The organism is Pantoea sp. X-Soil-OKNW-556 (assembly GCF_059730695.1).
Genome location: NZ_AP035994.1, coordinates 50,174 through 77,147, shown reverse-complemented (window position 1 = coordinate 77,147; position 26,974 = coordinate 50,174). Strand labels below are relative to the sequence as shown.

Here is a 26,974-nt window from a genome sequence, read left to right as displayed (position 1 = left end):
TGGAGGTGCGTTATGAGTCAGCCAAATCTGGCGGCGGTGGAGCAATCCGCTATCCGCAAAATATCCTGGCGCCTGGTGCCGTTCGTCGCGCTGATGTTCTTTATCAACTTCCTTGATCGCACCGCCATCTCCTTTGCCGGTCCGAATGGTATGACCCAGGATCTGGGTCTCACCGCGTTGCAGTTTGGCCTGGCCTCTGGCGTGTTTTTTATCGGTTATATCCTGCTGGAAGTGCCAAGCAACCTGGCGCTGCATCGCTTCGGCGCACGCCGCTGGCTGGCTCGCATCATGATCAGCTGGGGAATTGTGTCGTTGCTGTTCACCTGGGTCAGCAGCGTAGAAGGCTTGTACACCCTGCGTCTGCTGCTGGGTATTGCCGAAGCGGGCTTCTTCCCCGGCGCAATTCTTTATCTGAGCATGTGGGTACCGGCACGCCACCGCAGCAAGATCCTGTCGCTGTTCTACCTCGCCCAGCCGCTGACGGTGGTGTTTGGCGCACCGATGGCCGCTGGCCTGATTGAGCAACACGGTTTGTTCGGTCTGGAAGGCTGGCGCGTGATGTTTATGGGTGTCTCGATTCCGGCGATTCTGATTGGTATCGCGGCGTTGTTCTGGCTGGTGGATTCCCCGCGTCAGGCCAAATGGCTCAATGCTGAGGAGAAAGATTGGCTGACCCGCGAACTGGACGCCGAGCATCAGCAGAAACAACACAAAGCTCACCACAGCGTACGTTCGGTGATGGGCAATGGCCGAGTCTGGATGCTGTGCCTGATCTACTTCGGCTTTATCTATGGTCTGTATGCGCTGGCATTCTTCCTGCCTACCATTATCGCGGGCTTCCAGCAGCAGTTTGGCACCACCTTTAACGTAATGCAGAAAGGGCTGATTACTGGCGTGCCCTATCTGATTGCCGCCGTAGTGATGTTCTTCTGGTCAAAAGATGCTACCCGTCGTGGCTGCAAAACCTGGCACATCGCGATTCCGGCGATTGCGGGCGGCATCAGCGTACCGCTGGCGCTTTACATGGATTCGCCACTGACCACCATTCTGGTGATCGCCATCACCGCCAGCTCGATTTTTGCGGCCTTACCTAATTTCTGGACCTTACCGACGCAATTCCTGACCGGTGCCTCAGCCGCCGCCGCCATCGCCCTGATCAATACCCTGGGCAACGTGGCCGGTTTCTCTGCCGGCTATATCACCGGCGCGCTGCACGACGCTACCCAAAGCTATGCCCTGCCGATGTTTGTGGTAGGAGGATTCATGTTGCTGTCAGCCGTCCTGATGTTGCTGCTTAACCGCCGCCGTCCACAACCTCTGCATCAGCCAACTTCTCTCGCACAGGAGCAACAATAATGACGTACCTGTTTAACCAACCTTCGGCCTTTGCCGCAGAACTGATAGAAGGATTTGTCGCGGCAAACGCTGACAAAGTGCGTCAGGTACCGGGCGGCGTGGTACGCAGCACCCGCAGCCAGGCTGATACTGTCGCGGTGGTGGTGGGAGGCGGTTCCGGTCACTACCCGGCCTTCGCCGGGTTGGTTGGACAAGGTCTGGCACACGGTGCGGCGATGGGCAACCTGTTCGCCTCCCCATCGGCGCAGCAAATCTACAACGTAGCGCGCGCTGCCCATAACGGCGCAGGCGTGCTGCTGATGTTCGGTAACTATGCCGGTGATGTGCTGCATTTCGGCCAGGCCTGTGAACGTCTGCGCGCTGAAGGTATTGCCTGCGAAGTGCTGGCAGTCACCGACGATATCTCCAGTGCCAGCGTCAACGAACGTGAAAAACGTCGCGGCGTGGCGGGGGACCTGACGGTGTTCAAAGCCGCCTGTGCCGCAGCAGAAGCCGGCTATGACCTCGCTGCGGTATTGAAACTGGCGCAACACGCCAATGAACGTACCCGGTCATTTGGCGTGGCATTTTCCGGCTGTAGTCTGCCGGGCGCGCAACATCCGTTGTTTGAAGTAGAAAAAGGACGGATGGCGCTGGGGATGGGGATCCACGGCGAACCCGGTATTAAAGAAGACGATGTCCCGCGCGCCGATGTGCTGGCGGAGATCTTCGTCGATCGTCTGCTGGGCGAACTGCCACCGGGCATCGAGAAACCCGCCGGTCAACGGGTCGCGGTAATCCTGAACGGCCTCGGCTCGGTGAAATACGAAGAACTGTTTGTGGTGTATCGCCGGGTGGCACAACTGCTGGCCGAGGCGCAATTGCAGGTGGTGGAGCCGGATGTCGGCGAGTTTGTCACCAGCTTCAATATGGCCGGGGCTTCCCTGACGCTGATGTGGCTGGATGATGAACTGGAAACCTTCTGGCGCGCCCCGGCCAATACCCCTGCCTATCGCAAAGGTAGCGTGATTGCCGCCGAGCCGCTCAGCGTGGCGGAGTGTCTGGAAAGCGCGGAAGAACCGCTGCCGCCCGCTTCCGCCGAATCGCAGGAGAGTGCGCAGCGCGTGCTGCAACTACTGGAAGCGGTGACCGCCATGCTGCAACGCAATGCGCAGCAGTTGGGCGATATCGATGCGGTCGCAGGCGATGGCGATCACGGCATTGGTATGGAACGTGGTTCACTCGGTGCCGTGGCGAAAGCGCGTGACGTCGCCGCTCGCGGTGCCGGAGCGGGCAGCCTGTTGTGTCGCGCAGCGGATGCCTGGGCGGATAAAGCCGGTGGCACCTCCGGTGCGTTATGGGGCGTGGCGCTGACTGCACTCGGCACCGCGATTGGCGATCAGCATGCACCTGATGCGCGACGCGTCGCCAACGGTGTGCGGCACGCCAAAGAGGGCATTATGCATTTTGGCAAAGCCCGCGTGGGTGACAAAACTATGGTGGATGTGCTGGTCCCCTTCAGCGACAGCCTGAGTACGGCGGTAGCCAAAGGCGTGTCGTTGACCGATGCCTGGCTGACGGCAGCCGGGGTGGCCGAACAGGCCGCGCAGGCCACCGCTCAACTGCTGCCGAAGATGGGACGTGCACGCCCGCTGGCCGAGAAAAGTCTGGGTACCCCGGATGCCGGGGCCATTTCGCTGGCGATGGTGGTCAATACCGTGGGTGATTTGTTGAAACAGCAAACCACCAGCGAGCAGGGAGCCTGATCGATGGCGCAACCGAAAGTCTGGCTTGGCGTCAGCCTGAAAATGTACTTTGGCTATCAGCAAACGCTGACATGGTGTCGGGATGTCGCCGCGCTGGCACAACGCCATCCGGCCATTCAACAAGGCGACATCGGGTTGTTTGTATTGCCCGCCTTCCCGGCGATCCCGGCAGTGGCTGAGATCTTTGCCGATACCCCGGTGCGTTTTGGCGCACAGGACGTATGTCAGGCAGCAAATGGCGCATGGACCGGTGAAGTCAGCGCCAGCATGTTGCAGGAGTTGCGCTGTTCACTGGCGGAAATTGGTCATGCCGAACGCCGCCGTCACTTCCATGAAGATAAAAACCAGATCGCCGCCAAAGTGGCGATGTCACTGCGCCACGGTCTGGCCCCGGTGCTGTGCATCGGTGAAGAACAGCAAGGCCATCCTGAGCAGGCGATTGCGCTCTGTGCGCAGCAACTGGCAGAAGCATTAGCAGAAGCGGAACACCAGGGTTTGCAAGGCAGCCTGTTGTTTGCTTACGAACCGCAGTGGGCGATTGGCGCGCCGCAGCCCGCACCGGACAGCTATATCCGGGCGGTCTGTGACGGACTGCGCCAGTTACCCACGCCACAAGGCATTACCTTACAGGTGATTTACGGCGGCAGCGCCGGGCCGGGATTGATTCAGCGTCTGGGCGGCAGCGTAGATGGGCTGTTTCTCGGGCGTTTTGCTCATGACCCGCAGGCGCTGGCGCAAATTGTTGATGAAGCCAGTGTGCTTTTGAAGGAGATCCGTTAATGAGCCGTATCGGACTCAGTACCTATGCGTTTTTCTGGCGCATGTCAGCGAAAGTCCCTCAGCCACTCACGCTCAGCCAGATGCTGGAGCAGACGGCGGCGCTGGACGTGTCGGTTTTCCAGATCTGCGATTACCCGGCGATTGAAAGCTGGTCAGATGAACAGTTGCAGGCGCTGCGCCAGCAGGCGGATGCGCTGGGCATCACGCTGGAGCTGGGCACCCGTGGCCTCGGCACCGCGCATCTGCGCCGTTACCTGCATATGGCCGCAATCCTCGATGCCCGCGTGGTGCGTTCGATGTTCTACACCGCTGACCATCGCCCGTCACTGGAAGAAGCCAGTACGCTTATCGCCGCCGTGCTGCCGGATTTTGCCCGTCAGCAGGTGCGGCTGTGCCTGGAAACCTATGAGCAGGTCAACAGCGGCGCAATGATGTCGGTCATCAACAAATTTCTCTCCCCCTGGCTGTGCGTCTGCCTTGACCCCGCGAACTGCGTAGCCGGGCTGGAGTTGCCGGAACAGGTGATTGCCAATACCGCCGCGCGCGTCGGCAATCTGCATATCAAAGACTTCGCTTTCACCCGCCGCGACGGTTGGGTCGGCTTTACCTTTGCCGGTTGCCCGATGGGTGACGGCCTGCTCGATTACGACCGGATGATTGCCAGCGTGCGCCCGGCGGAACGGGACATTAATCAGATCGTCGAACACTGGCTGCCGTGGCAGGACGATGCAGCCCTTACTTGTGAGCGCGAAGCCGAATGGACGCGCCGCACCGTGGAATTCTTACGTAGTAAACAAGATCAGGAGTCATAACCATGAGCAATACACTGAAAACCATCACCGTTATTGGCGCAGGCGGCAAAATGGGCATGCGCATTTCTGCCAATTTCCAGAAAAGCGACTATCAGGTGTTTTACTGTGAAAACTCAGCCAAAGCGCAGGAACAGGTCACTGCCCAGGGGCGTGAGCTGTCAGATGCGGCATCGGTGGTGCCCCTGAGTGACGTGGTGATTCTGGCGGTGCCGGATATAGTGTTGGGAAAAGTCTCTGAAGGCGTTGTGCCGCAGATGAAAAAAGGTGCGGTATTGCTGACCCTCGATCCGGCAGCAGCGTACGCCAACCTGATTGCGCAACGCGACGGCATTGAATACGCTGTGGCCCATCCCTGCCACCCTTCAGTCTTCCTGGCGCGTTACACCAAGGAAGAACACGCCGACGCCTTTGGTGGTGTGGCCGCGATTCAACATGTTGCCGCGTCTTATGAAACCGGTAGCGACGCGCAAAAAGCCGAGCTGAGCAAAGTCATCAGCGTGATGTATGGCCCGGTAGAGCAAGTCCATTGGGTAACGGTGACGCAACTGGCTTATCTGGAGCCGACGCTGGTGGAAACCGTGGCCTGTATGGTCGGTGCCTTTATGAAAGAAGCGCTGGATGAAACCGTGAAACACAGCGGCGTGCCCGAAGAAGCCGCCAAAGCGATGCTGTACGGCCATATTCAGATTGCGCTGGCTGTGGCGTTCCGTGCCACCAACCCGTTCTCTGATGCCTGTATGATTGCGATGGAGTACGGACGTGAGAAAATCGTGAAACCTGACTGGAAACAGATCTTCGATCAGAAAGAACTGGATATCGTGATCGCCCGTATGCTGAAAATCGACGCGATCCGCCGCTAAACGTGATGCCTATAGCGACTCGCTGCGCCGCCGTCTGGTAAAGCGAGTCGTATCAGTGATATAACTCCCCCCTATCGCATATTGATTCACTCAGATATCACGCTGTCAGGCAGGTTAACCCATGAATAAAAACACGCTCTCTCAGGATGCCGAGCTGCTGACGGAAATTGCGGTTGCCTATTATCAGGACGAAATTACTCAGGAAGAGATCGCGCAAAAGTTTGGTATCTCACGCATTAAGGTAGGCCGTCTGCTGAAGCGCGCGCGTGAAGAAGGCATCGTTGAAATCAACGTGCGTTACCATCCGGTATTTAGCACCCGCCTCGAACAACAACTCCTGGAACGTTTCCCACAACTGCAACGCGCGCTGATCGCGCTGGACCTTCAGGATACGGACGAGCAACGCCGTCAGGTGGCGGCGCTGGTCTCCTCCCATCTGGCGCAGTCGCTGAAAGAAAACACCGTGGTTGCCGTCGGTCAGGGCAGCAACGTGGCGGCAGTCGCCGATCATCCCGGCCAGGTGCCAATGCGCCAGTGTCAGTTCATCTGCGGGATCGGTGGCACACACCGGCCTGGTGATGCCATCAATGCAGACCATATCAGCCGCCGTCTGGCGAAAAAGTTTGGTGGCACCAGCGAAACATTGTATGCACCGGCTTACGTGGAAAACCGCGCGCTAAAAGATGCCTTTATGCAGAACGGCACCATTAAAGAGACGCTGGATCGCGCACGCAAAGCCGATATTGCGCTGGTAGGCATCGGTGATATGAATGAAAACAGTTATATGGTGAAGCTGGGCTGGTTCTCGCCCCATGAAATCATTGATGCCAGCGTTAATCAGGGCGTGACTGGCGACATCGCGGGTTATGCTTTTTTTAATGCGCAGGGACAACAAGTTGATACTGTGATGAACGATCGGGTGATTGGCCTTAGTATTGATGAACTCCGTAAGATCCCCTGTGTCATCGCCGTGGCCTCGGAGAATACCAAAGCAATGGCGATTCTCGGCGCGCTACGCACCGGTGCCATCGATATTATCGCCACCACGGCACAAAATATTCGCACTATTCTTAGCCTGTCAAAACAATAAATACCGAAATTGCAGTGGAAAACTGGAGTCACTATGAAGAAATTGAATATCGCCTTTATTAAAGCCAGCTGGCATAAAGAGATTGTCGGTAAGGCGCTGGAAGGTTTTCAGCAGGAACTTACGCTGCAAAATGTCGCTGCCGAGGTGAAGGCGCTGGACGTCCCTGGTGCGTTTGAAATGCCTTTACTGGCACAACGCCTGGCAAAAACCGGCCACTATGACGCCATTGTCTGCGCCGCGCTGGTGGTCGATGGCGGCATTTATCGTCATGATTTTGTCGCTCAGGCGGTCGTGGATGGCCTGATGAATGTGCAATTAAGCACCAATGTCCCGGTGTTCTCGGTTTCACTGACGCCACACAATTTCCAACCCGCCGACGAATTTATTCAGTTTTATGAAAAGCATTTTGTGAAGAAAGGCGCAGAAGCGGCACGCGCGGTGCTGGCGATAACCCAGTTGTCAATCGACTAATTTACGATGTTGGACAGGCTATATTCTGACCTGTCCAACGTGGATAACATAACGGAATAACTTGGTTATATTTTTATCGCTGCTCAGTGGCTGCCACTGATTGAACGCTTTCCTGATTAACACGCAGCGCATGAGCCACATCAGGCAACATAGGGAAAGAACTTTGTCCACCGTATTTCTGGATTGAGCAGGAGCTGATCTCGGCAGCAAACGGTACGGCTTCCGCCAATGAAATCCCCTTCACAAGACAGTAAGCAATCCCGCCAATAAAGGAATCGCCTGCCCCGGTGGTATCCACAACATCCGGACAGAAAACCGCCGGAAAATGTTGCGCAATCACGTCGCCAGAGATGACCGCCCCCTTCTCGCCTAACGTGACGATCACCTCACCTGCGATGCGTTTCTTCAGCTGCACGGCGCAGCTCAGAGCTTCCTCAACCGAGTTAACGGGCGCAGCGTGCATAAAACTCGCCTCGGTCTCGTTGACCACCAGATAATCGATCAGCCTTAGCGTTTCATCGGGAATATCACGGGCAGGTGCGTTGTTGACCAGAATTCTACTGCCCCACTTGTGCGCTTTTTGAATAGCATATTCCACAATGTTGGCCGGAATTTCTGACTGAAAGATGACCAACGGTTTATTTGCAAACAACTCATCAGTAATGTCGTCTTCGGTGATGAGATAATTTGCACCCTTGATGATCGTACTACAGTAATCGCCTGATTCTAATATCTGGACAATGCCGATGCCTGAGTTATTGCCGCGCGCGGCAATATGATCGACGCCAACATGGTTCTCATGCAGCGATGAAATTAATTCACGGCCATAAATATCATTACCAACACAGCCTACCATGCTGACGGCTAATCCAAGCCTGGCACATTGTACGGCTTGATTCGCCCCTTTCCCGCCTGGCATCAACATTAATTCATTGCCCGTGAAGGTTTCACCAATATCAGGCAGACGGTCCTGTTGCACCAGGATGTCATAGTTCAGGCTGCCGATAACAACCACATCAACATTCATAATAAAATCCTTAACTGACTGTGCGTTTAGACGTCACAGCGTTTCTGGTATTGTGTAAACTTTCCTGACTAAATTCACTGGTCTTGCTGGCAATAATGGTAAAAATGGCATCCAGAATATTCAGATGAACAATGCGCGTTGTTGCATTCTCACCCGTGATCGGATTGTTTTTTACCGATGAGATAATCGCGTGGCGCGAGATATGACTTAATGGGCTGTTAGGATAATTAGTCAGGCAAATCGTCTCCGCACCTTTCTCATTCGCCATCCTGGTCATATTGATAATATCGGTTGTTTGCCCGGAATGAGACACTGTCAATAAAATATCGCCCGGCCTCATCAGTGAGGCGCTCATCAATTGCTTATGGCTATCGCTGAATACCGACGAGAAAATACCAATTTTAAGTAGCTTGTGGTTAAAATCTTCGCATATCGATCCAGAGCCACCACATCCAGCAATGACTATCCGCGCGTTTTCACTGCGATGAATAAACAGCGCGGCAACTGATTTCACCACCGCAATATCTATCGCCTTCAACGCCTCCTGTAGGGCAAGAATGGAGTTATAAAGTGTACTTTCCACAATCTTTTCAGTGTAAAACTCACCACCGGAAACCGGAGGGACATCAATAAACTCTTCAGAGACAGTGACATTCTTCCCGATATTCATTTTTAAATCATGAAAACCGGTAAAACCGAGTTTTTTCGCCACCTTAGTAATACTGGCGACACTGACATCGAGATAATCGGCAATATCACTGATAGACATGGAAGCCAGCGTTTCGGGATTATCATCAATAAATCGTGCAATGGACCTTTCTTTTCTTCCTAACTCCGGTGCCAGCGTACGCGCCAGTAAAAATATTTCGTTTCCTTTTAAACGATTATGCATACTACTCACCCACCAAATAACCTTCTGCGGAAAAGGTTAGCATGTGCTCTCAGCGCGAAAATGTTAACTGCGTCACAGGTTGTGAAATGTTTTATTTTTGTATTTTACTCGGAGTAAAATTTTAACCTTCATTCTCTGATTATGATTTTACTTTCAGTATCATTTGCATCATGGCATTTACCCCAAAAGCAAGTTGCCTTATAACTCTGCCGACGTTCCATTAAAGGTAAAAGCCATGAAATTCTCGTCCCGTATCAATTCATTCCGATCTCGCCCTGAATTATTCTCAGCAAAGAATAATATGGACACCTGTGATCTTATTACTCGCATGGGTCAGGCTGAAGGTCTTACCCACATTGAATTGAATTATCCTGAACATTTTATCGGTCAGGACAAGTCTGTGATTAAATCCTGCATCGCCGATAACGGTTTAAAAGTTGGCGGCATTGCCCTACGTTATAACAAAGAATTTATTAACGGCGAATTTACCAATCCCGATGAGGCACTGCGTAATAAGGCCATCCGCATTACGCTGGAAGCCGCAGAAATGTGTAAATTCCTCGGCGGCAACACGGTCACGCTCTGGTTCGGCTATGACGGCTACGATTATCCCTTCCAGCAGGATTACTTCAGAGCCTACGAATTACTGGTTAACGCCTTGCAACAGGTGACTCAAGCTCACCCGGATATGCAGTTCAGCTTTGAATACAAACCTTATGAGCCGAGGACGTTTTCCTTTATCGGGGATGTTTCTTCAACATTAATGTTGATCGACGATGTGGGTTCGCCAAACTTCGGTATCACTCTTGATTTCTGTCACATGATCATGAAAAAAGAGAACCCGGCTTTTTCATTATTCCTGTCGGCGCGTAAAAACAAGCTAGTTGGATTTCATCTGAATGATGGCTATGGTCATTTTGATGATGGATTAATGCTGGGTTCTGTACATCTGATGCAGACGCTGGAATATATCTATTATGCGAAGCGTGTGAATTTTGACGGGCTGGTTTATTTTGATACGTTCCCCAGCCGGGAAGATCCGGTAGCAGAATGCGCGCAAAACATTCGCATGTATAAAACGCTGTCGAATTTTATTGATCAAATTGGTCTGGAAGAAATGGAACGTCTGATCAGAGATCAGGATGCGATCAAAGTTCAATCCCTGGTTCTGAAGATGATTAATTAATAAAAATTATATTTATCTTACCTCGTCTCTTTATCCATACAGTGTCCTGCACTGGGGGGAACTATGTTTAATCTACTGGGTTTACCTAAAAATTTGTTGTGGGGTTATATTGGTCTGACAATATTCATGATTGGTGACGGTGTTGAACAGGCATGGATATCTATCTGGTTAGTTGAAAAAGGGTTATCCGTTGCTGAAGCCTCATTCCTGATTACCGCCTATGGCATCGCGGTAACGCTGGCGGCCTGGGTCACTGGGGTCTTTGTGCAGACACTGGGGCCGCGCAAAGTGATGCTGTATGGTTTGATTGCTTTTGTCGTGGGAAGCATTGGCTTTATCGGCATCGGCTTACATTCGATGCACATGGCCGTGATGCTGCCGTTCTATGCCATTCGCGGCATCGGCTATCCACTTTTTGCTTACTCCTTTCTCGTGTGGATTAACTACAGTACACCGCTGGAACGCCGTTCAACCGCAGTGGGTTGGTTCTGGTTTACCTTCTCCCTGGGCTTGAGCGTGATTGGACCTTTTTTCTCCTCGCTGGCGCTTCCGGTGATGGGGGAGATCCATGTGCTCTGGACCGGGATGGGATTCGTAATTGTAGGCGCCACCCTGGCAATTTGGGTAAATCGCGACAAGGTTCCTGCATCAGAAATCCATCCTTTTAGTGCCGCCGAATTGATGAAGGGCATCACTATCCTGCAACGCCCGGTGATTGCAATGGGGCTGGTGGTCAAATCAATCAATGGCGTCGCACAATATGGACTGGCAACCTTTCTGCCGCTGTATCTGATCAGTTTTGGCTACAGCAAAACCGAGTGGTTGCATATGTGGTCGGCTGTGTTTGTCGTGGCTATTTTCGCCAATCTCTTCTTTGGCTTCTTTGGCGACAAATTTGGCTGGCGTAATACCATTCTTTGGGTCGGTGGCGTGGGCTATGCCATTGTGTTGGTTCTGGTCTGGCTGGTGCCCCAGCTGCTGGGCCATAACTTCTATGTGATGGCGTTTGTCCTCTGCCTGTGCGGGGTTACAATGGCGGGTTATGTACCGCTTTCCGCCTTGTTCCCGATGCTGGCCCCTGAAAGTAAAGGTGCCGCCATGTCAGTACTCAACCTCGGTGCCGGATTGGGTGCCTTTATCGCTCCGGCAATCACCGCCCTGTTCTACACCTCTTTAGGTGCTGGCGGTGTACTGGGTATCTACGCCGGGCTATATATTCTGAGCGCAGTACTGACACCGTTCCTGAAAACCCCGGATGAGCTGGGTTCCCAGGTGGCGATGAAAGATAAAGCCGCATGATTCCGTCATACAGAATATGACAACCAAAGTGCCTGTGGCGCTTTGGTTGTCTTTTGCTTAGGCGTGCGTTTTTCTATCTGCCAGTAACCGATCCACAAACTGCACGACTTCCGGCTTATTTCTTTCTATTTCTGCGATTTTATCTGCAAACTTCGGCAACCAGGCTTTGTGCGCATACAACAGTTCATCCAGCACTTTAATCGCCGTGTCGCCCGCCGGTATCAACGGATTGATGGTAAAGGCATGTAACGCCGCACCATAATCACCGGTAACAGCCGCTTCAATCACCGTCTCTTCCATCGCCTTCATCAGCTGAATCATGCCGCGTGCGGCAGACGGCAATGCGCCCCAGCGCAACGGTTCAGGGCCATGTGCGGTAATCGATGCCGTCACCTCCACGATGCAGTCAAACGGCAGGTCGGCAATTGCTCCGTTATTACGGGTGGACACCACCATTAATTTGCCGCTGTTGTTATGAATCGATGCGATGAGATCACAGGCGGCATCACTGTAATGCGCGCCTCCGCGCTGGCTGAGTTCTTCCGGCTTATAGTTCAGGTTAACGTCTTTATACAGTTCAAACAGACGCGCCTCGGTCTTTTTCACCACTTCAGCACGGGTTTCATAGCGTTCGAACTCCTCAACCGCATGGGCCAGCATCGGCTCCTGAAGGTAGTAATAACGATGATAACCACAAGGCAGCACCCCGAGGTGTTTCACCTGCTCATAATGAAACGGGATCTGGTGGATGTTCTTCAGTCCCTCATCCGTTTTCGCCCGGTGCTCCGGCGCATAGATTTTCTCGATCAATTCGGCGGTACGTTCATTACCCTGCTGGTCCCACACGCGGTGCCAGTGAAAATGGTTAAGACCGGCAAATTTGAAGAACAGATCCTTTTCCTCTTTCGCCAGCACTTCACACGCCTGGTTGATATGGCCGAATGGCACATTACACAAGCCGACGGTTTTCTCCCATTTGCCTTGTTTAATCGCTGCTTCGGTCACCATCCCGGCCGGATTGGTAAAATCCACCAGCCATGCATTTGGACAGAGTTCGCGCATATCTTTGATGATATCGAGGATCACCGGAATGGTGCGGAAAGCTTTAAAAATACCGCCAGGACCGTTGGTTTCCTGGCCGAGCAGCCCGTTTGCCAGCGGGATCACCTCGTCTTTCAGTCGGGCATCCAGTAAACCAACGCGGAATTGGGTGGTGACGTAATCAGCATCTTTCAGGGCTTCACGCCGGTCGAGGGTCAGATGTACCTGCCAGTCCAGTTTTGCGGCGGCAATCATACGCTTTGCCATGTTGCCGACGATCTCCATTTTCTCCGCACCCGCGTCGATATCGACCAGCCACAATTCGGCAATCGGCAATTGTGCCTGCCGGATAATTAACCCTTCGATCAATTCAGGGGTATAGCTTGAACCTCCACCGATAGTGACAATTTTTATCTTATTTTGCATAGGACAGCACTCCGTCAGGTTACAGGTCAGGCAACAGCGTGCCAGCCTGATAATGACCAGCATTCGCCCTCACCTCGTGGATGATATCTTTCCTGGAGACTGAATATTTTTATTGAAAACAGGACGCAGGTTTTATTAATTTTGTAGCGACAAAATACGTTTGATAGTATTTAACACCGCATTTTCATCATTAGAACCTGTAATAAAATTCGCCACTTTTTTGGTTTCATCAAATGCATTGCGCATGGCGAAGCTGTATTCCGCTTCAGAAAGTAATTCAATATCGTTATAACCGTCACCGAACGCCAGGGTTTCATGACGACCAATATTTAACATTTCCTGAAGTCGCCGGATGGTGCTGCCTTTATGTATCCCCTCATTGGCAATATCGATCCACGCAGCTTCGGCTACCACGATATACACCTGATGTTCAAACGGCGTCAGAGACGGACGCGTTTGCGGGCAGTTTCCCGTTTCGTCATAGACGGTAATTTTGACAAAATCGTCAGTCAGGCTACTGAGATCCTCCACCTTCCGCAGGCTGGCATAAGAGTGGCGAACACGCTCGGCCAGATGGGCGGGGGTATCCTGACGGATCACCGCACCAGATGGGGTACAGGCGATCACCACATGCCGGGAACTCGCCTGGTGCAGGGCGGCGATGATTTGCTGCCCCAGATGATTATCAATCAGCGACTGATAAATAAATTCGCCGTTGCGTTTAATGCGGGTGGCGCTGTCTCCCAAAATCCAGATATCATGCGAATTATCGCCAAATAACTCCTCCACCCGTTCACATTGTTTACCGGTGCAGGCGGCAAAATGGACACTTTTTTCCTGCATCAACTGGCGAACTTCGCGATACAATTTTCGATCATAATCACCCTGACTATTCAGAAAGGTGCCATCCAGATCGCTGATAATTAATTTAATCAAAACATGATTCCATAATATATTCCGTCGCGGCACGATGTAAAACGCGCCGCGACGTGTTAATTGATCGACTTAAAGTTGCTCACCATTGCTGGCGATAACGGTTTTATACCAGTCGAAGCTTTTCTTTGTGTTGCGGGAGAAATCGCCGGTTTCATCATCATTACGATCGACATAAATAAAACCGTAGCGTTTGCTGTACTGGCCGGTGCCAAATGAGACACAATCCAGACAGCCCCACGGGGTAAAGCCCATCAGGTCAACACCATCCTCCAGCACTGCTTTCTTCATCTGCTCGATGTGCGCACGCAGGTAGCTGATGCGATAGTCATCATTGATCTCGCCATTGGCTTCCACTTTATCGATGGCGCCAAAACCGTTTTCCACGATAAACAGCGGTTTCTGGTAACGCTCATACAACGCGTTAAGGGTGTAACGCAGCCCGACCGGATCAATCTGCCAGCCCCAGTCTGATGCCGGCACATGCGGGTTTTTGCGGCTGCCGGGAAAGGCTTCCAGCGGCGTATGCGCGGTTTGCGTCGCCGTTGCGTATTCCACGGCGTTGCTCATGTAATAGCTGAAGCCGAGATAATCGGTGCAGCCTTCACGCAGCGTCTGCTCATCACCGGGGGCCATTTCAATGTGGAATCCGCGACGCTCCCATTCTTTCTTAATGTAAGAAGGGTAAGCACCACGCATATGCACATCGCCGAACAGATAGCGATCCTGCATCGCTTTTTGCGCGTACATCACATCGTCCGGGTTGCAGGACCAGGGATAGAGCGGCACCATCGCCAGCATACAGCCAATTTTGAAATCCGGATTGATGGTATGACCGAGTTTCACCACCCGCGCGCTGGCGACAAACTGATGATGCAGCACCTGATACATCACCTCTTCTGGCTTCTCATGGTCAGTGAAAATCACCCCGGAATTGCTGTAACCGTACAACGGTCGGCGCCAGTTGCGCTGATTGTTGATCTCGTTGAATGTCATCCAATACTTCACTTTGTGTTTATAGCGCTTCAGCACCACTTCGCTGTAACGCACAAACAGATCGATCAGTTCACGGTTCAACCATCCGCCGTACTGCTTCACCAGATGCAGTGGCATCTCAAAGTGCGACAGGGTAATGACCGGTTCGATGCCGTGTTTCAGCAGTTCATCGAACATGTCGTCATAGAACTGCAAACCCGCTTCGTTCGGGGTGAGTTCATCTCCTTTGGGGAAGATGCGCGTCCAGGCAATCGAGGTGCGGAAGCATTTGAACCCCATCTCAGCAAACAGCGCGATATCTTCTTTGTAGCGATGATAGAAATCAGTCGCCAGATGGTTGGGGTAATGTTTTCCCGCTATCACGCCGTCGGTGATCTCACGATCCACACCGTGTGCGCCACCGGTTAACACATCAACGATGCTTGGGCCTTTACCGCCCTCATTCCAGCCACCTTCTACCTGATGGGCCGCCACGGCACCGCCCCATAAAAAACCTGCCGGTAATTTGTCAGACATAATCCTTCCTTTAAGTAGATTAACGACGTCTTGCGACATTAATGCGTTTGGGTTTTGCTCAGTTCCTGCACCTCGCGGTGCAGATAAATCAGTTCTTCCACCAGGTCACGGCACAGCATGGCGTTCATCAGATGGTCCTGCGCATGCACCATGATCAGATTGACCGGAATCTTGCCGCAGCCTTCATCCGCACCAATCAGTGAGGTTTGAATTTTGTGCGCTTCACGCGCCGCCTGGCTGGCGTTTTCCAGCATCGCCTCCACCACGCCCCAGTTGTGTTTGCGTGCCTCCTGTAAGGCCTGCATCGCCGAGGAACGCGCTTCTCCGGCATGGATAATCAGTTCCATCACCGTGGTTTCCATATCGTTCATCACTTCATCTCCTCTGCCAGGGTTTCATGCGCCATCTCCGCTTCCTGTTGCAGCAGCTGGCGTTCATACATCTTGAAGAACGGGTAATAAATCAGGGTCGACAGGCCAATCAGGAACAGCACCAGTACCACTGCACGCCAGTCCCAGCCGGTAGACCAGGCCGCACCAATCGGACCGGGCGTGGTCCAGGGAGCCAGAGAAATCACATGGTTGATCAGATTGGTACGCGTGGCCGTCCAGGCGATGATGGCGTTCAGCAATGGCGTCGTGATAAACGGAATAAACAGCAGCGGGTTCATCACCACCGGTGAGCCGAAGATAATCGGTTCGTTGATGTTGAACATGCCGGGCACCAGGCCGAGACGCCCGATAGAACGCAGATGAGCGGAACGACTGCGCAGGTAAAGAATCACCAGCCCCATCGTCGCACCTGAACCGCCGACGGTAATAAAGAACTGCCAGAAAGGTTCGATAAAGATTTTCGGAATAGGCTCCCCGGCGGTTAACGCTTCTTGGTTAAGCCCCAGATTACTCAGCCAGAATGCCTGCAAAATACCGCCGACAATTGCCGCACCATGAATACCGGCAAACCACAGCAGATGGCACAGCAGCACCGCAATCAGCACCGCAGGCAGGGAATCAGCCGCGGAAATGATCGGTGCGAATACCGCCATAATTGCCTGCGGAATCAGTAAGCCAAAGTGGCTCTGCATAAACAGATTCAGCGGATAGAGCGTCAGAAATATCACCACAATCGGGATCAGCAGATCGAAGGACTGACGAATTTTCGGCGGCACCTGCTCCGGCAGTTTGAAACCGATGTTGTACTTCACCAGCAGATGCATCACCTCGGTACAGTACAGGCTGATCAGAATGGCGGTAAAAATTCCTTCCCCGCCCAGCGAAGCGACGGAAAGCGCCCCATCTTTTGCAGGGGCGGCCACCACCAGAAACGTCATCAACGCCAGCAGCGCCGCCATCAGGCCGTTAAGTTTGTAGCTCTGGGCCAGGTTATAGGCAATCGCACCGGTAATAAACACCGCCATAATGCCCATCGTCATGTTGTAGGGCATCATCAGTTGATCGTTGTATTGCTTAACGATACCCAGCCACCACTGGGCAAATCCCCACTGGCTGGTTTCACTGAACGGAGGATGCGAGAACAGCAGCATAAAAGAGCCAACAATTAAAAATGGCATCGATGCAATAAAGCCATCTTTTATCGCCACCACATGTCGCTGCGAGGAGAGCCGCGCGGCAATGGGACTGATACGATTCTCGATCACCCCAAATAATGAATCAGCCAGTGTGCTCATTATGCCCCCTTATGGGAATCAATCAGGGAAAGGGCAGACTTCAGAATTTTTTCACCATTCAGCATGCCGTAATCCATGGTGTTAATGACGGTGACAGGTTTATTAAATTCTGCTGCGCGTTGTTGGAAATCCGTGAGCTTGTATTTAATTTGTGGACCGAGCAGACAACAGTCGTAATCGGCGATTTTATCCCGGAACTCCTCCATACCTACCGCTTCGATACGGGCATCCAGACTCAGCTGCACCGCGGCTTTTTCCATTCGCTGCACCACCATGCTGGTGGACATTCCTGCCGAGCAACACAATAAGATTTTAACCATGACACCCTCCTTTTTTTCTAAATTCTTACGCGTCACTCGCCATCTCTGCAACCGGTTACAGATTCAATTTATCTTTTTTGTGATCTATAACTCAAACGAAGTATCGGCTTATTTTGTGATAAAGTTAAAATAATCTGCAACCGGTTTCAGATTATTCCATCCCGATGCTGTTTAATTTTAACAACATAGCCAACGCGTTATTTTAAGGCAGGCTTTTACTGTTGCCGGTATTATTGGTTACAATAGGCAGGTGAGCTAACAAGGAACACGAATGATTACCATGCTTGATGTTGCCCAACGCGCAGGCGTTTCGAAGGCAACCGTATCCCGTGTACTGGCCGGACACAGTTATGTGTCCAAAACGGTGCGCGACAAAGTGATGCAGGCAGTCGACGAGATGGGGTATCGTCCCAATCTGGTGGCACGTAACCTGGCGACCAACCGTTCGCATAGCATTGGCCTGATGGTGCCTAATACCCTTTATCATGGCCCGTTTTTCAGCGAACTGATGTTTCAGGTGGCGACCCTGACCGAACAGCTCGGCTCCCAGTTGGTGCTGGCCGATGGTAAACACAGCGCGCAGCAGGAGCGCGATGCCATTCATTTCCTCATCGACAGCCGTTGTGATGCGGTGATCATTTACCCGCGTTATCTGAGCGTGGAAGAAATCGACCAACTGATCCCCACCCTGAGCAAACCCCTGATCATCCTGAACCGCCGGCTAAAAAAGTTTCCCCAATATTCCGTCTGTGCCGACCATGAGAAAGACACTTTCGATGCGGTGAATTATTTGATTCACCGTGGGCATCGCGATATCGCGTTTATCAAAGGGATGGGCAGCTCTCACACCGGTCTCAGTCGATTAAAAGGGTTTCAGGCCGCGATGACCCAAAATAATTTGCCAATGGCACCGGCGTTGATGCTGGATGGCAGTTGGACCATGGAAAGCGGTAAGCAAGCCGCTGAAGAATTGCTGGCACGCAACGTGACATTCTCGGCGATTGTTGCCAGTAACGACGATATGGCTATCGGGGCCGCCTCTGCCCTGTACAATGCGGGCAAGCGCATTCCGCAGGATGTGTCGCTGCTCAGCTTTGATGATATTCCCATCGCCTCCTACACCATCCCGGCGCTGACATCGGTGCATGTTCCGATGGCAGAAATGGTCGCCAGCGCCCTCGCGCAACTCACGAAAATGCTGGATGGCGAGGAGGTTAGCGCGTTGTCCCTGATGTGTGGCGAATTGATCCATCGACAATCCGTTGGTGATGGCCCCTATGGTTAAGTAAAACGTCGTGTACATCACAATTCATCATTAACCGCTCGGGATTGTTTTGACAGCACTTTGCCGCTGACGTTAGAAATGTCGACAGGCGTGTAACTGGGTAACCAGGCAAGACCTGAAGCTCGCTTCCAAATCGGAAGCCGGCTTCAGGTCTTTTTTTTTGGCAAAAAAAGAGGGTGGTATATGGATTATCAAGCCACAGCGAAAGCCGTCATTGCGCATGTCGGCGGTGCCGGGAATATCGATCACATTGAACACTGCTCCACCCGACTGCGTCTGACCCTGCGTGACAATACGCGTATCGACCAACCCGCTCTCGCTGCCATTCCCGGCGTGTTGGGGGTACGCGTCAATGTGCAATGCCAGGTAATCATTGGCAAGGATGTGGTGGAAATCTATGACGCAGTGAAAGCGCTGGCAGCCGGACAGCCAGCAACCGGTAGCCACAGTGAAGCCCGTTGGGCAGCGCGCTGTGTAGATTTTGTGATTAGCGTCTTTCAGCCACTGGTGCCTGCCATCGCGGGTGGCGGGGTACTGAAGTCACTGCTGATCCTGCTTGATCTACTCGGTTGGCTGCCGCGCAGCAGCGATACCTACAAAATACTGGACAATATCGGCTCGGCACCCCTGTACTTTTTGCCCATTCTGGTCGCCATTACCACTGCCAACAAACTTAAAGTGAATGTGCTGGTCGCGGTATCCGCCGTGTCGGTGATGGTACTACCGATGATGTCAAAGCAGCTGGCGGAAGGTATCACGCTGTTCTCCTTCGACCTGAAGAATATCGCCTATGCCTCACAGGTGTTCCCCGCCATCTTGTGCGTACTGTTTTATTCCCGCGCGGAACGGTTCTTCAATCGTTACTCCCCCTCGGCGCTACGCATTTTCCTGTCACCAATGTTATCCCTGCTGGTCACCGTGCCAGTGACGCTGTTGATCCTCGGGCCACTCGGTTTTGAGCTGGGTTCCGGGTTGGCGACGGTGATCCTGTGGCTGTACAGCAAGCTGGGATTTGTCGCCACCGCTCTGCTGGCCGGGGTATTACCCTTTATGGTCGCGGCAGGAATGCATAAACCAATGATCCCTTATGTCGTGGCGTCAATGGGGCAGTTCTCCCGTGAGATGTTGTATCTGCCCGCCTCGCTGGCGCATAACATTGCCGAAGCGGGTGCCTGCCTGGCGATTGCGTTGCGCAGTAAAGACAAGATGATGAAGTCTACCGCGCTCTCAGCCGGGATCTCTGCGTTGTGCGGCATCACCGAACCCGCGCTGTACGGCATCACGCTGCTGAATAAAACCGCGCTGTACGCGGTGATGGCGGCCAGCGTGATCGGCGGTGGCTTTTTAGGCTGGATGACGGTGGAAGCCTTCGCGCTGGTCAGCCCCAGCCTTGCCAGTATCTCGATGTTTATCTCGCCCACCAGCCCGTGGAATATCCTGTACGCCTTGCTGGGCGCCGGTCTGGCATTTGCCATCTCATTTGTTGCCACATTGTTTTTCTGGCGGGAAAAAGCCGCTCAGGTGACCGATTTCAACCACTTTGTTACGCCGGCTGAAGGGCGATTGATCCCGCTGGCCGAGGTGCAAGACGATGTTTTTTCTGCCGGAATAATGGGGGACGGCATCGCCGTGATACCAACCAGCGGCAAACTGTTCGCACCGGCCAATGGAGTAATCAGCAACGTTTTTGACAGTGGGCATGCCGTAAGCCTGCTGACGACTCAGGGGGCAGAAGTGATCCTGCATATTGGTATCGACACCATCAAACTTAACGGCAAAGGTTTCCATCCGCGCGTCACGGCGGGACAAACCATACAGGCCGGTGATCTGCTGGTGGAATTCGACCTTGATGCCATCAACACGGCAGGTTTTGATCCCGTCATTGTGATGGTTATTACCAATAGCGAACGTTTTTCCTTCACCACTAACGCTGCTGACACCCCACTCACCCTTCATTCCCCGATCATGACGTTCAAGGAGTCTCTATGACGGTAACGCAAGCCACCTTCCCACGAGGATTTTTATGGGGTGCCGCGATTGCGGCTAATCAGGCCGAAGGCGCCTGGAATGTGGACGGTAAAGGGCCATCCGTAGCGGATGCCATCAACTGGAAACCCAATCTGGATCTCAAGGATTTCACCGCACACATGGCGGTGACCGATGAGAATGTGGCGGATGCGCTCAATGGCACTCATGATGCCTTCTACCCGAAGCGCCGCGGCATCGATTTTTACCATCACTACCCGCAGGACCTGGCGCTCTTCGCCGAGATGGGGATTAAAGTGTTACGTGTTTCCATTGCCTGGTCCCGTATCTTCCCCGATGGCGAAGAGTCTGCGCCAAACGAAGCCGGTTTAGCGTTTTATGAGCGCCTGTTTGGTGAAATGCGCCGGTTAAATATCGAGCCTCTGGTGACACTGTCGCATTATGAGATGCCGCTCAAACTCAGCGAACGTTATAACGGCTGGGTGCACCGCAATGTGGTCGATGCCTTCGTTCGTTTCAGCAACGTCTGCTTCGACCGTTATAAAGATTTGGTGCGTTACTGGCTGACGTTTAACGAGATTGACAGCATCCACCGTCATCCGTTTACCACCGCAGGCATCCGTGAAGAGAAATGCGCACCGGGCCAGGAAAAGCAGGATATTTATCAGGCACTGCACCATCAGTTTGTCGCATCGGCGCTGGTGACGCGTGATTGCCATGCCAAAATCCCCGGCAGCCAGGTCGGTTGTATGCTGACCAAGCTCACCACCTATCCGCGCACCTGCCATCCTGATGATGTGCAAGCCAGCCTGAAAAAAAACCTCGAAAATCTGTTCTATGCCGATGTTCAGGTGTTTGGCAACTATCCACCGCTGATCAAACGCGACCTGGAACTGCGCGGCATTGAACTGTTGGTGGCCGCTGATGACCTCGACATCCTGCGGCAGCACACCGTTGATTTCGTCTCCTTCAGTTATTACATGTCGATGACCGAATCGACCCAACCGGACGCCGAACGTACCGCCGGAAATACTGTGCTGGGGGTGAAGAATCCTTACTTACCGGCCTCCGACTGGGGATGGCAGATTGATCCGGTGGGACTGAAGATTTCGCTGCTGGAGCTGTATGATCGCTATCGCAAGCCGCTGTTTATTGTGGAAAATGGTCTTGGCTGCAAAGATGTGGTTGAAGACGGAAAAATTCACGACAGTTACCGCATCGACTATTTCCGTTCTCACTTTGAACAAATGCGCGAGGCGGTACATGAAGGTGTCGAGCTGATGGGTTACACCAGTTGGGGCACCATTGATATCATCAGCGCAGGCACCTCACAAATGACCAAACGCTATGGTTTTATCTATGTCGATCAGGATGATGAAGGCAACGGCACGCTGGCACGCCTGCGCAAAGACTCGTTCTGGTGGTATCAGAAGGTCATTGCTACCAACGGCAGCGACCTGAATTAACAACACAGGGACGGGTATTGACGTGATTACCGTGAAGAAATCGCTGAACAACAGCATGCTGCTGGTGGAACATGACCAGCAGGAGATGATTCTGTTTGGTAAAGGGATTGGCTTTGGCGCCAGACCCGGCACCCAGGTGAACGCGGCAGGGATTGAGCAGGTGTTTATCCCGCTGGAACATCTCAAGTCGCGCCACTATTTCTCGCTGACCAATACCATACCCGTTGCCTGGTTTGATATTACCCATGACATCATTGCCCTGGCGCAGGCGCAGTACAGCGAAAAACTGCACTCGGTGCTGTTTTTTACGCTGGCGGAGCATCTGTGGTTCGCCGCCGAACGCGCCCGCGCGGGTCAGGTGATCGCCAATAAACTGAGCTGGGAAGTGCAGCGTTATTACCAGAAAGAGTACGCCATTGGTTTACAGGCCAGAGCGATGGTGGAAGCACGCTTTAAGCTGGCACTGGGTGAAGATGAGGCAGTACACATCGCTTTTCATCTGATTAATGCCTCGGGCAGTGCAGGTCAGGACACGGCTCACCAGCAGGTACAGCTGGTGAATCGTATCGCCGAGATTGTGCGTTACAAATTAAACCGGTCGATCGATGTCACGTCGATTAACTACAACCGTTTTATTACACATTTGCGCTATTTCGCGGAGCGTATCCTGGCGGGCAAAATCAGTACCGGAGCCGGCGAGGACTTCTATCAGGAGCTGCTGAAATTCCACCCTGAAGCCATGTCCGTCGCCTGGACGATTCGCGACTATATTCAGGAGAAATATCAGCTTTCACTCCCCAGGGAAGAACTCACCTGGCTGAGTATGCATATCAGTCGATTAAGCCACTGATAATCAGGCTGGTTTTAGATCGCCATACCAGTATGAAGCTGTCACGCCACCATCCATCAGGAAATCACTGCCGGTGATAAAGGTACCTTCCGGTCCCATCAGCAAAGCCGCCAGCGCGCCCACTTCATCCGGCGTGCCGCCGCGACCAACCGGGGATCGTTCCAGCATATTGCGGTATCCTGCGCCGCGTGGTCCGGACAGCTCATCATTTGCCAACGGGGTATAGATGATGCCAGGGCTAATGGTATTGACGCGCGCACCGCGTTTGCCCCATTTCACCGCTTCGGCCATCACGCGCAGCGCATTGCCGCGTTTTGAATATTGGTACGCCAGCAGCGGATCGGTGATGGTGTCTTCCTGCAAAAACGGCAGCGCCAGCAGGTCTTCCGTGGGCGTGGTCGCCAGCGCTTCATTCTGCTCTACGCTGAGCGGCGGCAGGCGGTGACCGGACTGGGAGGCGATAATAATACCCGAACCACCTTCAGCAATAACCTGACCGAATTCTTCAAGGATCACCGCCGTACCATAAAGGTCGACGTTTAAAATCGTTTTAGATGAGGCCTGTGAAGGCGACACCCCAGCCGCGTTGATCACCCCTTTTACCGCGCCTAGCGCCGTAGCCGTTTTCACCAACGCCTGAATGGAGTCGCGCGACGAGACATCCACCTGACTGGTGGATACCACGAAACCGGCATCGCGTAGCACTTTCGCTGCCGCTTCGGTGTTTTCAGCACGCAGGTCCGCCAGCAACACCGTTTTGCCCTGGCTGACCCGGCGAGCAATCGCCTGCCCGATTGAACCCGCACCAATCACCACAATCACGTCTTTCATAGTCACTCCGAAGGTAAGTTATGTTTCACCAACAATGTCGATGGGGAAAATATAATCGTTCCGACGTGCAATGACTTTAGAGATAATCAGCATGAGTTTATGAGTGGCGATCATAAATCTGCGCGATAAATCGCGTCGCTACACATCCACATGCAGAATAGCGCGTAGCGCCGGAGCGTTGGTATTCGCCCGAAAACCAGGGCCACCGCGTTGGAAACTTCTGGCACTCGCCAGATTCCCGGTGATCACCGGAACCGAACCGACATCCTCAACCAGCTTCGCCACTGCCTTCAATGCCTCAGCATCATCACTGGCGATCGGCACACCTAACTTGTTCGCCGCGCTGGCACTGGCGGATGCCTCAATGGCAGTGGCGTCAACCGCACTGAAAGCTCGCACATAGCGAGTGCCGGGCAACAATCGTTGACTGGTTTCCGCCACCCCATTTTGGTTCGCTTCCCTGGCAAGGTCGCTCTGTTGCCAGCCGGAAGGATTACAGGCATCCAGCACGATTTTGCCTTTCATCGCCGCAGCGAGCTGCTGGCCGAGTTGTGGCAAGGCATCATACGGGACGGCGAATAACAGAATGTCGCCAAATGCCGCAGCCTCTGCCGGTGTCCCTACGCTGGCATTGGCACCTAAGGGCGCGATCTCGCGTTGCAACTCATCCAGATGCCGGGTGGAGAACATCACCTGATGCCCGGCTTTCACCCACAGCTTAGCCACTGTTCCTCCCAGCCAGCCCGCACCGATCACACCAATTTTCAACGATTGGCCGGTACTGATAGCTATCGCCTTACCTGTCATACTCATTGCTCCTGTAATTGCGGCTAACTTGATCAATTGACGTCGTGAGAGGGACATTAGTCAGCTCCTGAGTTGAGGGAAATTAAAGGTGATTGACGGCCCAGCCAGACCGACAGCGCCAACCAGACGAGAGACAAAGGGATCGCAATATACGCCAGCAGGCCGGAACTCCCGGCAAATCCCATCAGCCCGGCATAACTCCAGCTTCCCATCTGATCGCCGAGACGATACACCACCGTATCGATGAAATTTTTCGACTTATAACGTTCTTCTTTCGCCACACGGGTCAATAAAATTTCTCTGCCGGGTCGGGCGAAAGCGAAGTTACTGATGCGGCGTGCAACCTGGAATACGACAAAAATCATCAGAGAAGGAAATGCCAGCAGCAGCGAAAATCCCGCGAGTGTTACCAGCGGTAAAATGGCGAGGGTCAGGGAGACACCCAATCCTTTCAACGCCCGTGAGGTGAAAAAGATCTGTGCGATGAAGGTGAGCAGATTGACCCACAAATCGATGGTGGCGAAAAACGCGGTGCGCGAGGCACGGTCAGAAAAGGCATTTGCTGCAATCGACGCCTGCTCAAAATAGAGAAAGGTGGAGGTCAGACTATACAGCATCATAAACAGGGCGATACCGGAGAGGTAAGGCGAACGCAGCGTGTGGGTGATCCCGGCGAGCACCGATCCCCCAACAGGACGTTCCGTTTTTTTTCCGGCAAAATTTGTACTGTGCGCAGCAGCCCGCTGAGCCGATAGCAGACTGATTTCCAACAGCAGAAACGCCAGCAACACCAGGCCGCGCTGGTCAATACGCTCCACTGAAATCAGCGTCAGAGAAGACCCGATTAGCGCCCCCAGTGTCGCCCCAGCAGAAAGGATACCAAATAGCCGCATCCCCTGTTCGGAGGTAAAAATATCAACGATCAATGACCAAAACAGGGAAACGACAAACAGGTTGAATACCGATAACCAGATAAAGAAAAACCGGCCAGTCCAGATACGATATTCACTGAACGCAGGGAGTAGCAACATGAAAAACAGCAGCAAATTGCTGGCAAAAAAATGGTAGCTGATCCTGATGACGGTTATTCGCTGATAGCGTTTTACCAGAAAAGAAAATAACGGTGTCAATAGCAACATCGCAGCGAGCGTACCGCTGAACAACCAGGGAAGATTATTCACCCCTCCCGCCACACCTAACTCGTCACGTACCGGGCGCAAAAGATAATAAGCAACAAATAAAGAAAAGACATACAACATCGACCATGCCAGCGTTTTCAGCTCTTTCGGCCTGACATTTAAAAATTGATAATATTTATCAAAACACATTCATCGTCACCCGAATGTCGTATTTCACCAGAAGATATTTTAAAGTGCATAATATTTACGCGAATCCGTAGCAGCGCGATTTATCGCGCAAGGTAATAGCGCGATAAATCGCGCCGCTACGGTAGAATTGCGGAAATTAAGCCTTGTTGGATTAGCATTTTGCGGCATTAATGATGAGTTCAATTCATAACGTCATTCAGCATAAACCGGTAATAACGGGCTGATTCCTGCGGATTTTTATTCTAAGGTGAAGGGCGCGTGACTGCTGACAGCAACGTCACGACTTATCTATGCGTCAGGTGATAAAGGCAATATCAATATGAATACAACAGCATCACTCAATGCCACCCAGCGGGCCATTATTCCCATTGCGGCCTGGACCGCCAAAGGTGATTTACCCGCACTTTCTCAGGCACTCAACGCAGGGTTAGACAGCGGTCTGACCATCAATGAAATAAAAGAAGTGTTGCTGCAAATGTATGCCTACTGTGGCTTTCCCAGAAGCCTGAATGGCATTACAACTTTTATGAGCGTGATTAAACAGCGCGCAGAACAAGGCATCAACGATCCTGTCGGTAAAGCCCCTTCCCCGGCACCGCAGGATAAATCACGGACTGAAGTAGGGTCTGATATTCAGACGCTCATTGCAGGACGGGTTTTGAAAGCTGAGAAAGGCAATTTCATCGAATTTTGGCCTGAAATTAACCAGTTCCTGCAAGAACATCTTTTTGCTGATGTGATTGCCCGCGACAATCTCGGCTTACCGGATCGGGAAATCGCCACTATCGCCGCGCTCACCGGCCTTGGCGGTGTGGAATCGCAACTGAAATCACACATTGGTGGTGGTCTCAATGTCGGGCTGACTGAACAGCAGGTGAAAGACCTGTTTGTGGTCTACGGCAACACCGTCGTCAGCCATGAAGCCCAACGCGGCATGCAGCTGCTGGATGACGTGATGGCCAGTCGCCCGCGTTAATAGAATGC

At 52.8% G+C, this 26,974-nt stretch carries 25 protein-coding genes; 14 read left to right on the top strand and 11 right to left on the bottom strand.

The window, feature by feature from the left end:
• Positions 1–12 precede the first annotated feature (12 nt).
• The 7 genes from AC6I8T_RS26810 to AC6I8T_RS26780 all read left to right on the top strand — a co-directional run bounded on the left by AC6I8T_RS26810 (position 13) and on the right by AC6I8T_RS26780 (position 7,114).
• Complete coding sequence (locus tag AC6I8T_RS26810; protein ID WP_208727257.1) at positions 13–1,356, top strand: MFS transporter; 1,344 nt, start codon at positions 13–15, stop codon at positions 1,354–1,356.
• Complete coding sequence (locus tag AC6I8T_RS26805) at positions 1,356–3,101, top strand: dihydroxyacetone kinase family protein (protein ID WP_497834879.1); 1,746 nt, start codon at positions 1,356–1,358, stop codon at positions 3,099–3,101. The genes AC6I8T_RS26810 and AC6I8T_RS26805 overlap by 1 nt, the downstream gene beginning before the upstream one ends.
• Before the next feature lie 3 nt (positions 3,102–3,104).
• A complete protein-coding gene (locus AC6I8T_RS26800) occupies positions 3,105–3,881 on the top strand; it encodes a triose-phosphate isomerase family protein (protein WP_208727256.1) in 777 nt (258 codons plus the stop codon).
• On the top strand, positions 3,881–4,693 hold the full coding sequence (locus tag AC6I8T_RS26795; RefSeq protein ID WP_208727255.1) for a sugar phosphate isomerase/epimerase family protein: 813 nt from the start codon (positions 3,881–3,883) through the stop codon (positions 4,691–4,693). Before AC6I8T_RS26800 ends, AC6I8T_RS26795 begins: the two co-directional genes overlap by 1 nt.
• A 2-nt stretch (positions 4,694–4,695) precedes the next feature.
• A complete protein-coding gene (locus tag AC6I8T_RS26790) occupies positions 4,696–5,553 on the top strand; it encodes a phosphogluconate dehydrogenase C-terminal domain-containing protein (protein ID WP_208727254.1) in 858 nt (285 codons plus the stop codon).
• 121 nt (positions 5,554–5,674) lie between these two features.
• On the top strand, positions 5,675–6,643 hold the full coding sequence (locus tag AC6I8T_RS26785; protein ID WP_021186470.1) for a sugar-binding transcriptional regulator: 969 nt from the start codon (positions 5,675–5,677) through the stop codon (positions 6,641–6,643).
• Between the two features lie 33 nt (positions 6,644–6,676).
• Complete coding sequence (locus tag AC6I8T_RS26780; protein ID WP_208727253.1) at positions 6,677–7,114, top strand: 6,7-dimethyl-8-ribityllumazine synthase; 438 nt, start codon at positions 6,677–6,679, stop codon at positions 7,112–7,114.
• Between the two features lie 73 nt (positions 7,115–7,187).
• Here AC6I8T_RS26780 and AC6I8T_RS26775 read toward each other — a convergent pair whose 3' ends face one another.
• Both AC6I8T_RS26775 and AC6I8T_RS26770 read right to left on the bottom strand, forming a co-directional pair.
• Positions 7,188–8,141 (bottom strand): ribokinase, encoded by a 954-nt coding sequence (locus tag AC6I8T_RS26775; RefSeq protein ID WP_497834878.1) that lies wholly within the window; start codon positions 8,139–8,141, stop codon positions 7,188–7,190.
• 10 nt (positions 8,142–8,151) lie between these two features.
• Positions 8,152–9,033, bottom strand: coding sequence for a MurR/RpiR family transcriptional regulator (locus AC6I8T_RS26770; protein WP_208727251.1), 882 nt, complete (start codon positions 9,031–9,033; stop codon positions 8,152–8,154).
• Between the two features lie 235 nt (positions 9,034–9,268).
• Between AC6I8T_RS26770 and AC6I8T_RS26765 the strand changes: the two genes are divergently transcribed.
• Both AC6I8T_RS26765 and AC6I8T_RS26760 read left to right on the top strand, forming a co-directional pair.
• Positions 9,269–10,219: a sugar phosphate isomerase/epimerase family protein gene (locus AC6I8T_RS26765; RefSeq protein ID WP_208727250.1), complete on the top strand. Its 951-nt coding sequence runs from the start codon at positions 9,269–9,271 to the stop codon at positions 10,217–10,219.
• 63 nt (positions 10,220–10,282) lie between these two features.
• Positions 10,283–11,518 carry an MFS transporter gene (locus AC6I8T_RS26760; protein WP_208727249.1) on the top strand — a complete coding sequence of 412 codons (1,236 nt, stop codon included), beginning with the start codon at positions 10,283–10,285 and terminating at the stop codon, positions 11,516–11,518.
• Positions 11,519–11,575: 57 nt separating this feature from the next.
• Here the strand turns inward: AC6I8T_RS26760 and AC6I8T_RS26755 are convergent, their stop codons facing one another.
• From AC6I8T_RS26755 to AC6I8T_RS26730, 6 genes are all read right to left on the bottom strand, one after another.
• On the bottom strand, positions 11,576–12,985 hold the full coding sequence (locus AC6I8T_RS26755; protein WP_497834877.1) for a 6-phospho-beta-glucosidase: 1,410 nt from the start codon (positions 12,983–12,985) through the stop codon (positions 11,576–11,578).
• A gap of 135 nt (positions 12,986–13,120) precedes the next feature.
• Positions 13,121–13,921, bottom strand: a complete 801-nt coding sequence (locus AC6I8T_RS26750; RefSeq protein WP_497834876.1) for a Cof-type HAD-IIB family hydrolase — start codon at positions 13,919–13,921, stop codon at positions 13,121–13,123.
• A 69-nt stretch (positions 13,922–13,990) separates the two neighbouring features.
• Entirely contained in the window at positions 13,991–15,430 is a 1,440-nt protein-coding gene (locus AC6I8T_RS26745) for a 6-phospho-beta-glucosidase (protein ID WP_497834875.1), read from the bottom strand.
• 38 nt (positions 15,431–15,468) lie between these two features.
• A complete protein-coding gene (locus AC6I8T_RS26740) occupies positions 15,469–15,801 on the bottom strand; it encodes a PTS lactose/cellobiose transporter subunit IIA (protein ID WP_208727245.1) in 333 nt (110 codons plus the stop codon).
• Entirely contained in the window at positions 15,801–17,117 is a 1,317-nt protein-coding gene (locus AC6I8T_RS26735) for a PTS sugar transporter subunit IIC (protein WP_208727244.1), read from the bottom strand. The genes AC6I8T_RS26740 and AC6I8T_RS26735 overlap by 1 nt, the downstream gene beginning before the upstream one ends.
• The gene (locus AC6I8T_RS26730) at positions 17,117–17,437 is read right to left on the bottom strand and encodes a PTS sugar transporter subunit IIB (protein ID WP_208727243.1); all 321 of its coding nucleotides are present in this window, start codon (positions 17,435–17,437) and stop codon (positions 17,117–17,119) included. Before AC6I8T_RS26730 ends, AC6I8T_RS26735 begins: the two co-directional genes overlap by 1 nt.
• Before the next feature lie 271 nt (positions 17,438–17,708).
• Between AC6I8T_RS26730 and AC6I8T_RS26725 the strand changes: the two genes are divergently transcribed.
• The 4 genes from AC6I8T_RS26725 to AC6I8T_RS26710 all read left to right on the top strand — a co-directional run bounded on the left by AC6I8T_RS26725 (position 17,709) and on the right by AC6I8T_RS26710 (position 23,024).
• On the top strand, positions 17,709–18,722 hold the full coding sequence (locus AC6I8T_RS26725) for a LacI family DNA-binding transcriptional regulator (protein WP_208727242.1): 1,014 nt from the start codon (positions 17,709–17,711) through the stop codon (positions 18,720–18,722).
• A gap of 183 nt (positions 18,723–18,905) precedes the next feature.
• Positions 18,906–20,711, top strand: a complete 1,806-nt coding sequence (locus tag AC6I8T_RS26720; RefSeq protein WP_497834874.1) for a beta-glucoside-specific PTS transporter subunit IIABC — start codon at positions 18,906–18,908, stop codon at positions 20,709–20,711.
• On the top strand, positions 20,708–22,174 hold the full coding sequence (locus AC6I8T_RS26715; RefSeq protein WP_208727240.1) for a glycoside hydrolase family 1 protein: 1,467 nt from the start codon (positions 20,708–20,710) through the stop codon (positions 22,172–22,174). Before AC6I8T_RS26720 ends, AC6I8T_RS26715 begins: the two co-directional genes overlap by 4 nt.
• Positions 22,175–22,196: 22 nt before the next feature.
• A complete protein-coding gene (locus AC6I8T_RS26710; RefSeq protein WP_497834873.1) occupies positions 22,197–23,024 on the top strand; it encodes a PRD domain-containing protein in 828 nt (275 codons plus the stop codon).
• Between the two features lie 3 nt (positions 23,025–23,027).
• Here the strand turns inward: AC6I8T_RS26710 and AC6I8T_RS26705 are convergent, their stop codons facing one another.
• The 3 genes from AC6I8T_RS26705 to AC6I8T_RS26695 form a co-directional block, all read right to left on the bottom strand.
• Entirely contained in the window at positions 23,028–23,855 is an 828-nt protein-coding gene (locus AC6I8T_RS26705) for an SDR family oxidoreductase (protein ID WP_208727237.1), read from the bottom strand.
• Between the two features lie 138 nt (positions 23,856–23,993).
• The gene (locus tag AC6I8T_RS26700) at positions 23,994–24,668 is read right to left on the bottom strand and encodes an NADPH-dependent F420 reductase (RefSeq protein WP_497834872.1); all 675 of its coding nucleotides are present in this window, start codon (positions 24,666–24,668) and stop codon (positions 23,994–23,996) included.
• A 50-nt stretch (positions 24,669–24,718) separates the two neighbouring features.
• On the bottom strand, positions 24,719–25,990 hold the full coding sequence (locus tag AC6I8T_RS26695) for an NTP/NDP exchange transporter (RefSeq protein ID WP_497834871.1): 1,272 nt from the start codon (positions 25,988–25,990) through the stop codon (positions 24,719–24,721).
• A 319-nt stretch (positions 25,991–26,309) separates the two neighbouring features.
• On the opposite strand from AC6I8T_RS26695, the gene AC6I8T_RS26690 reads away from it, so the two are divergent.
• On the top strand, positions 26,310–26,966 hold the full coding sequence (locus AC6I8T_RS26690; RefSeq protein ID WP_497834870.1) for a carboxymuconolactone decarboxylase family protein: 657 nt from the start codon (positions 26,310–26,312) through the stop codon (positions 26,964–26,966).
• The last annotated feature ends 8 nt before the right edge of the window (positions 26,967–26,974 follow it).

Bases quoted from the DNA above. Each gene is read 5' to 3' on its own strand.
- AC6I8T_RS26810 (WP_208727257.1), top strand. From the start codon at position 13: ATGAGTCAGCCAAATCTGGCGGCGGTGGAGCAATCCGCTATCCGCAAA.
- AC6I8T_RS26805 (WP_497834879.1), top strand. From the start codon at position 1,356: ATGACGTACCTGTTTAACCAACCTTCGGCCTTTGCCGCAGAACTGATA.
- AC6I8T_RS26800 (WP_208727256.1), top strand. From the start codon at position 3,105: ATGGCGCAACCGAAAGTCTGGCTTGGCGTCAGCCTGAAAATGTACTTT.
- AC6I8T_RS26795 (WP_208727255.1), top strand. From the start codon at position 3,881: ATGAGCCGTATCGGACTCAGTACCTATGCGTTTTTCTGGCGCATGTCA.
- AC6I8T_RS26790 (WP_208727254.1), top strand. From the start codon at position 4,696: ATGAGCAATACACTGAAAACCATCACCGTTATTGGCGCAGGCGGCAAA.
- AC6I8T_RS26785 (WP_021186470.1), top strand. From the start codon at position 5,675: ATGAATAAAAACACGCTCTCTCAGGATGCCGAGCTGCTGACGGAAATT.
- AC6I8T_RS26780 (WP_208727253.1), top strand. From the start codon at position 6,677: ATGAAGAAATTGAATATCGCCTTTATTAAAGCCAGCTGGCATAAAGAG.
- AC6I8T_RS26775 (WP_497834878.1), bottom strand. From the start codon at position 8,141: ATGAATGTTGATGTGGTTGTTATCGGCAGCCTGAACTATGACATCCTG.
- AC6I8T_RS26770 (WP_208727251.1), bottom strand. From the start codon at position 9,033: ATGCATAATCGTTTAAAAGGAAACGAAATATTTTTACTGGCGCGTACG.
- AC6I8T_RS26765 (WP_208727250.1), top strand. From the start codon at position 9,269: ATGAAATTCTCGTCCCGTATCAATTCATTCCGATCTCGCCCTGAATTA.
- AC6I8T_RS26760 (WP_208727249.1), top strand. From the start codon at position 10,283: ATGTTTAATCTACTGGGTTTACCTAAAAATTTGTTGTGGGGTTATATT.
- AC6I8T_RS26755 (WP_497834877.1), bottom strand. From the start codon at position 12,985: ATGCAAAATAAGATAAAAATTGTCACTATCGGTGGAGGTTCAAGCTAT.
- AC6I8T_RS26745 (WP_497834875.1), bottom strand. From the start codon at position 15,430: ATGTCTGACAAATTACCGGCAGGTTTTTTATGGGGCGGTGCCGTGGCG.
- AC6I8T_RS26740 (WP_208727245.1), bottom strand. From the start codon at position 15,801: ATGAACGATATGGAAACCACGGTGATGGAACTGATTATCCATGCCGGA.
- AC6I8T_RS26735 (WP_208727244.1), bottom strand. From the start codon at position 17,117: ATGAGCACACTGGCTGATTCATTATTTGGGGTGATCGAGAATCGTATC.
- AC6I8T_RS26730 (WP_208727243.1), bottom strand. From the start codon at position 17,437: ATGGTTAAAATCTTATTGTGTTGCTCGGCAGGAATGTCCACCAGCATG.
- AC6I8T_RS26725 (WP_208727242.1), top strand. From the start codon at position 17,709: ATGATTACCATGCTTGATGTTGCCCAACGCGCAGGCGTTTCGAAGGCA.
- AC6I8T_RS26720 (WP_497834874.1), top strand. From the start codon at position 18,906: ATGGATTATCAAGCCACAGCGAAAGCCGTCATTGCGCATGTCGGCGGT.
- AC6I8T_RS26715 (WP_208727240.1), top strand. From the start codon at position 20,708: ATGACGGTAACGCAAGCCACCTTCCCACGAGGATTTTTATGGGGTGCC.
- AC6I8T_RS26705 (WP_208727237.1), bottom strand. From the start codon at position 23,855: ATGAAAGACGTGATTGTGGTGATTGGTGCGGGTTCAATCGGGCAGGCG.
- AC6I8T_RS26700 (WP_497834872.1), bottom strand. From the start codon at position 24,668: ATGAGTATGACAGGTAAGGCGATAGCTATCAGTACCGGCCAATCGTTG.
- AC6I8T_RS26695 (WP_497834871.1), bottom strand. From the start codon at position 25,990: ATGTGTTTTGATAAATATTATCAATTTTTAAATGTCAGGCCGAAAGAG.
- AC6I8T_RS26690 (WP_497834870.1), top strand. From the start codon at position 26,310: ATGAATACAACAGCATCACTCAATGCCACCCAGCGGGCCATTATTCCC.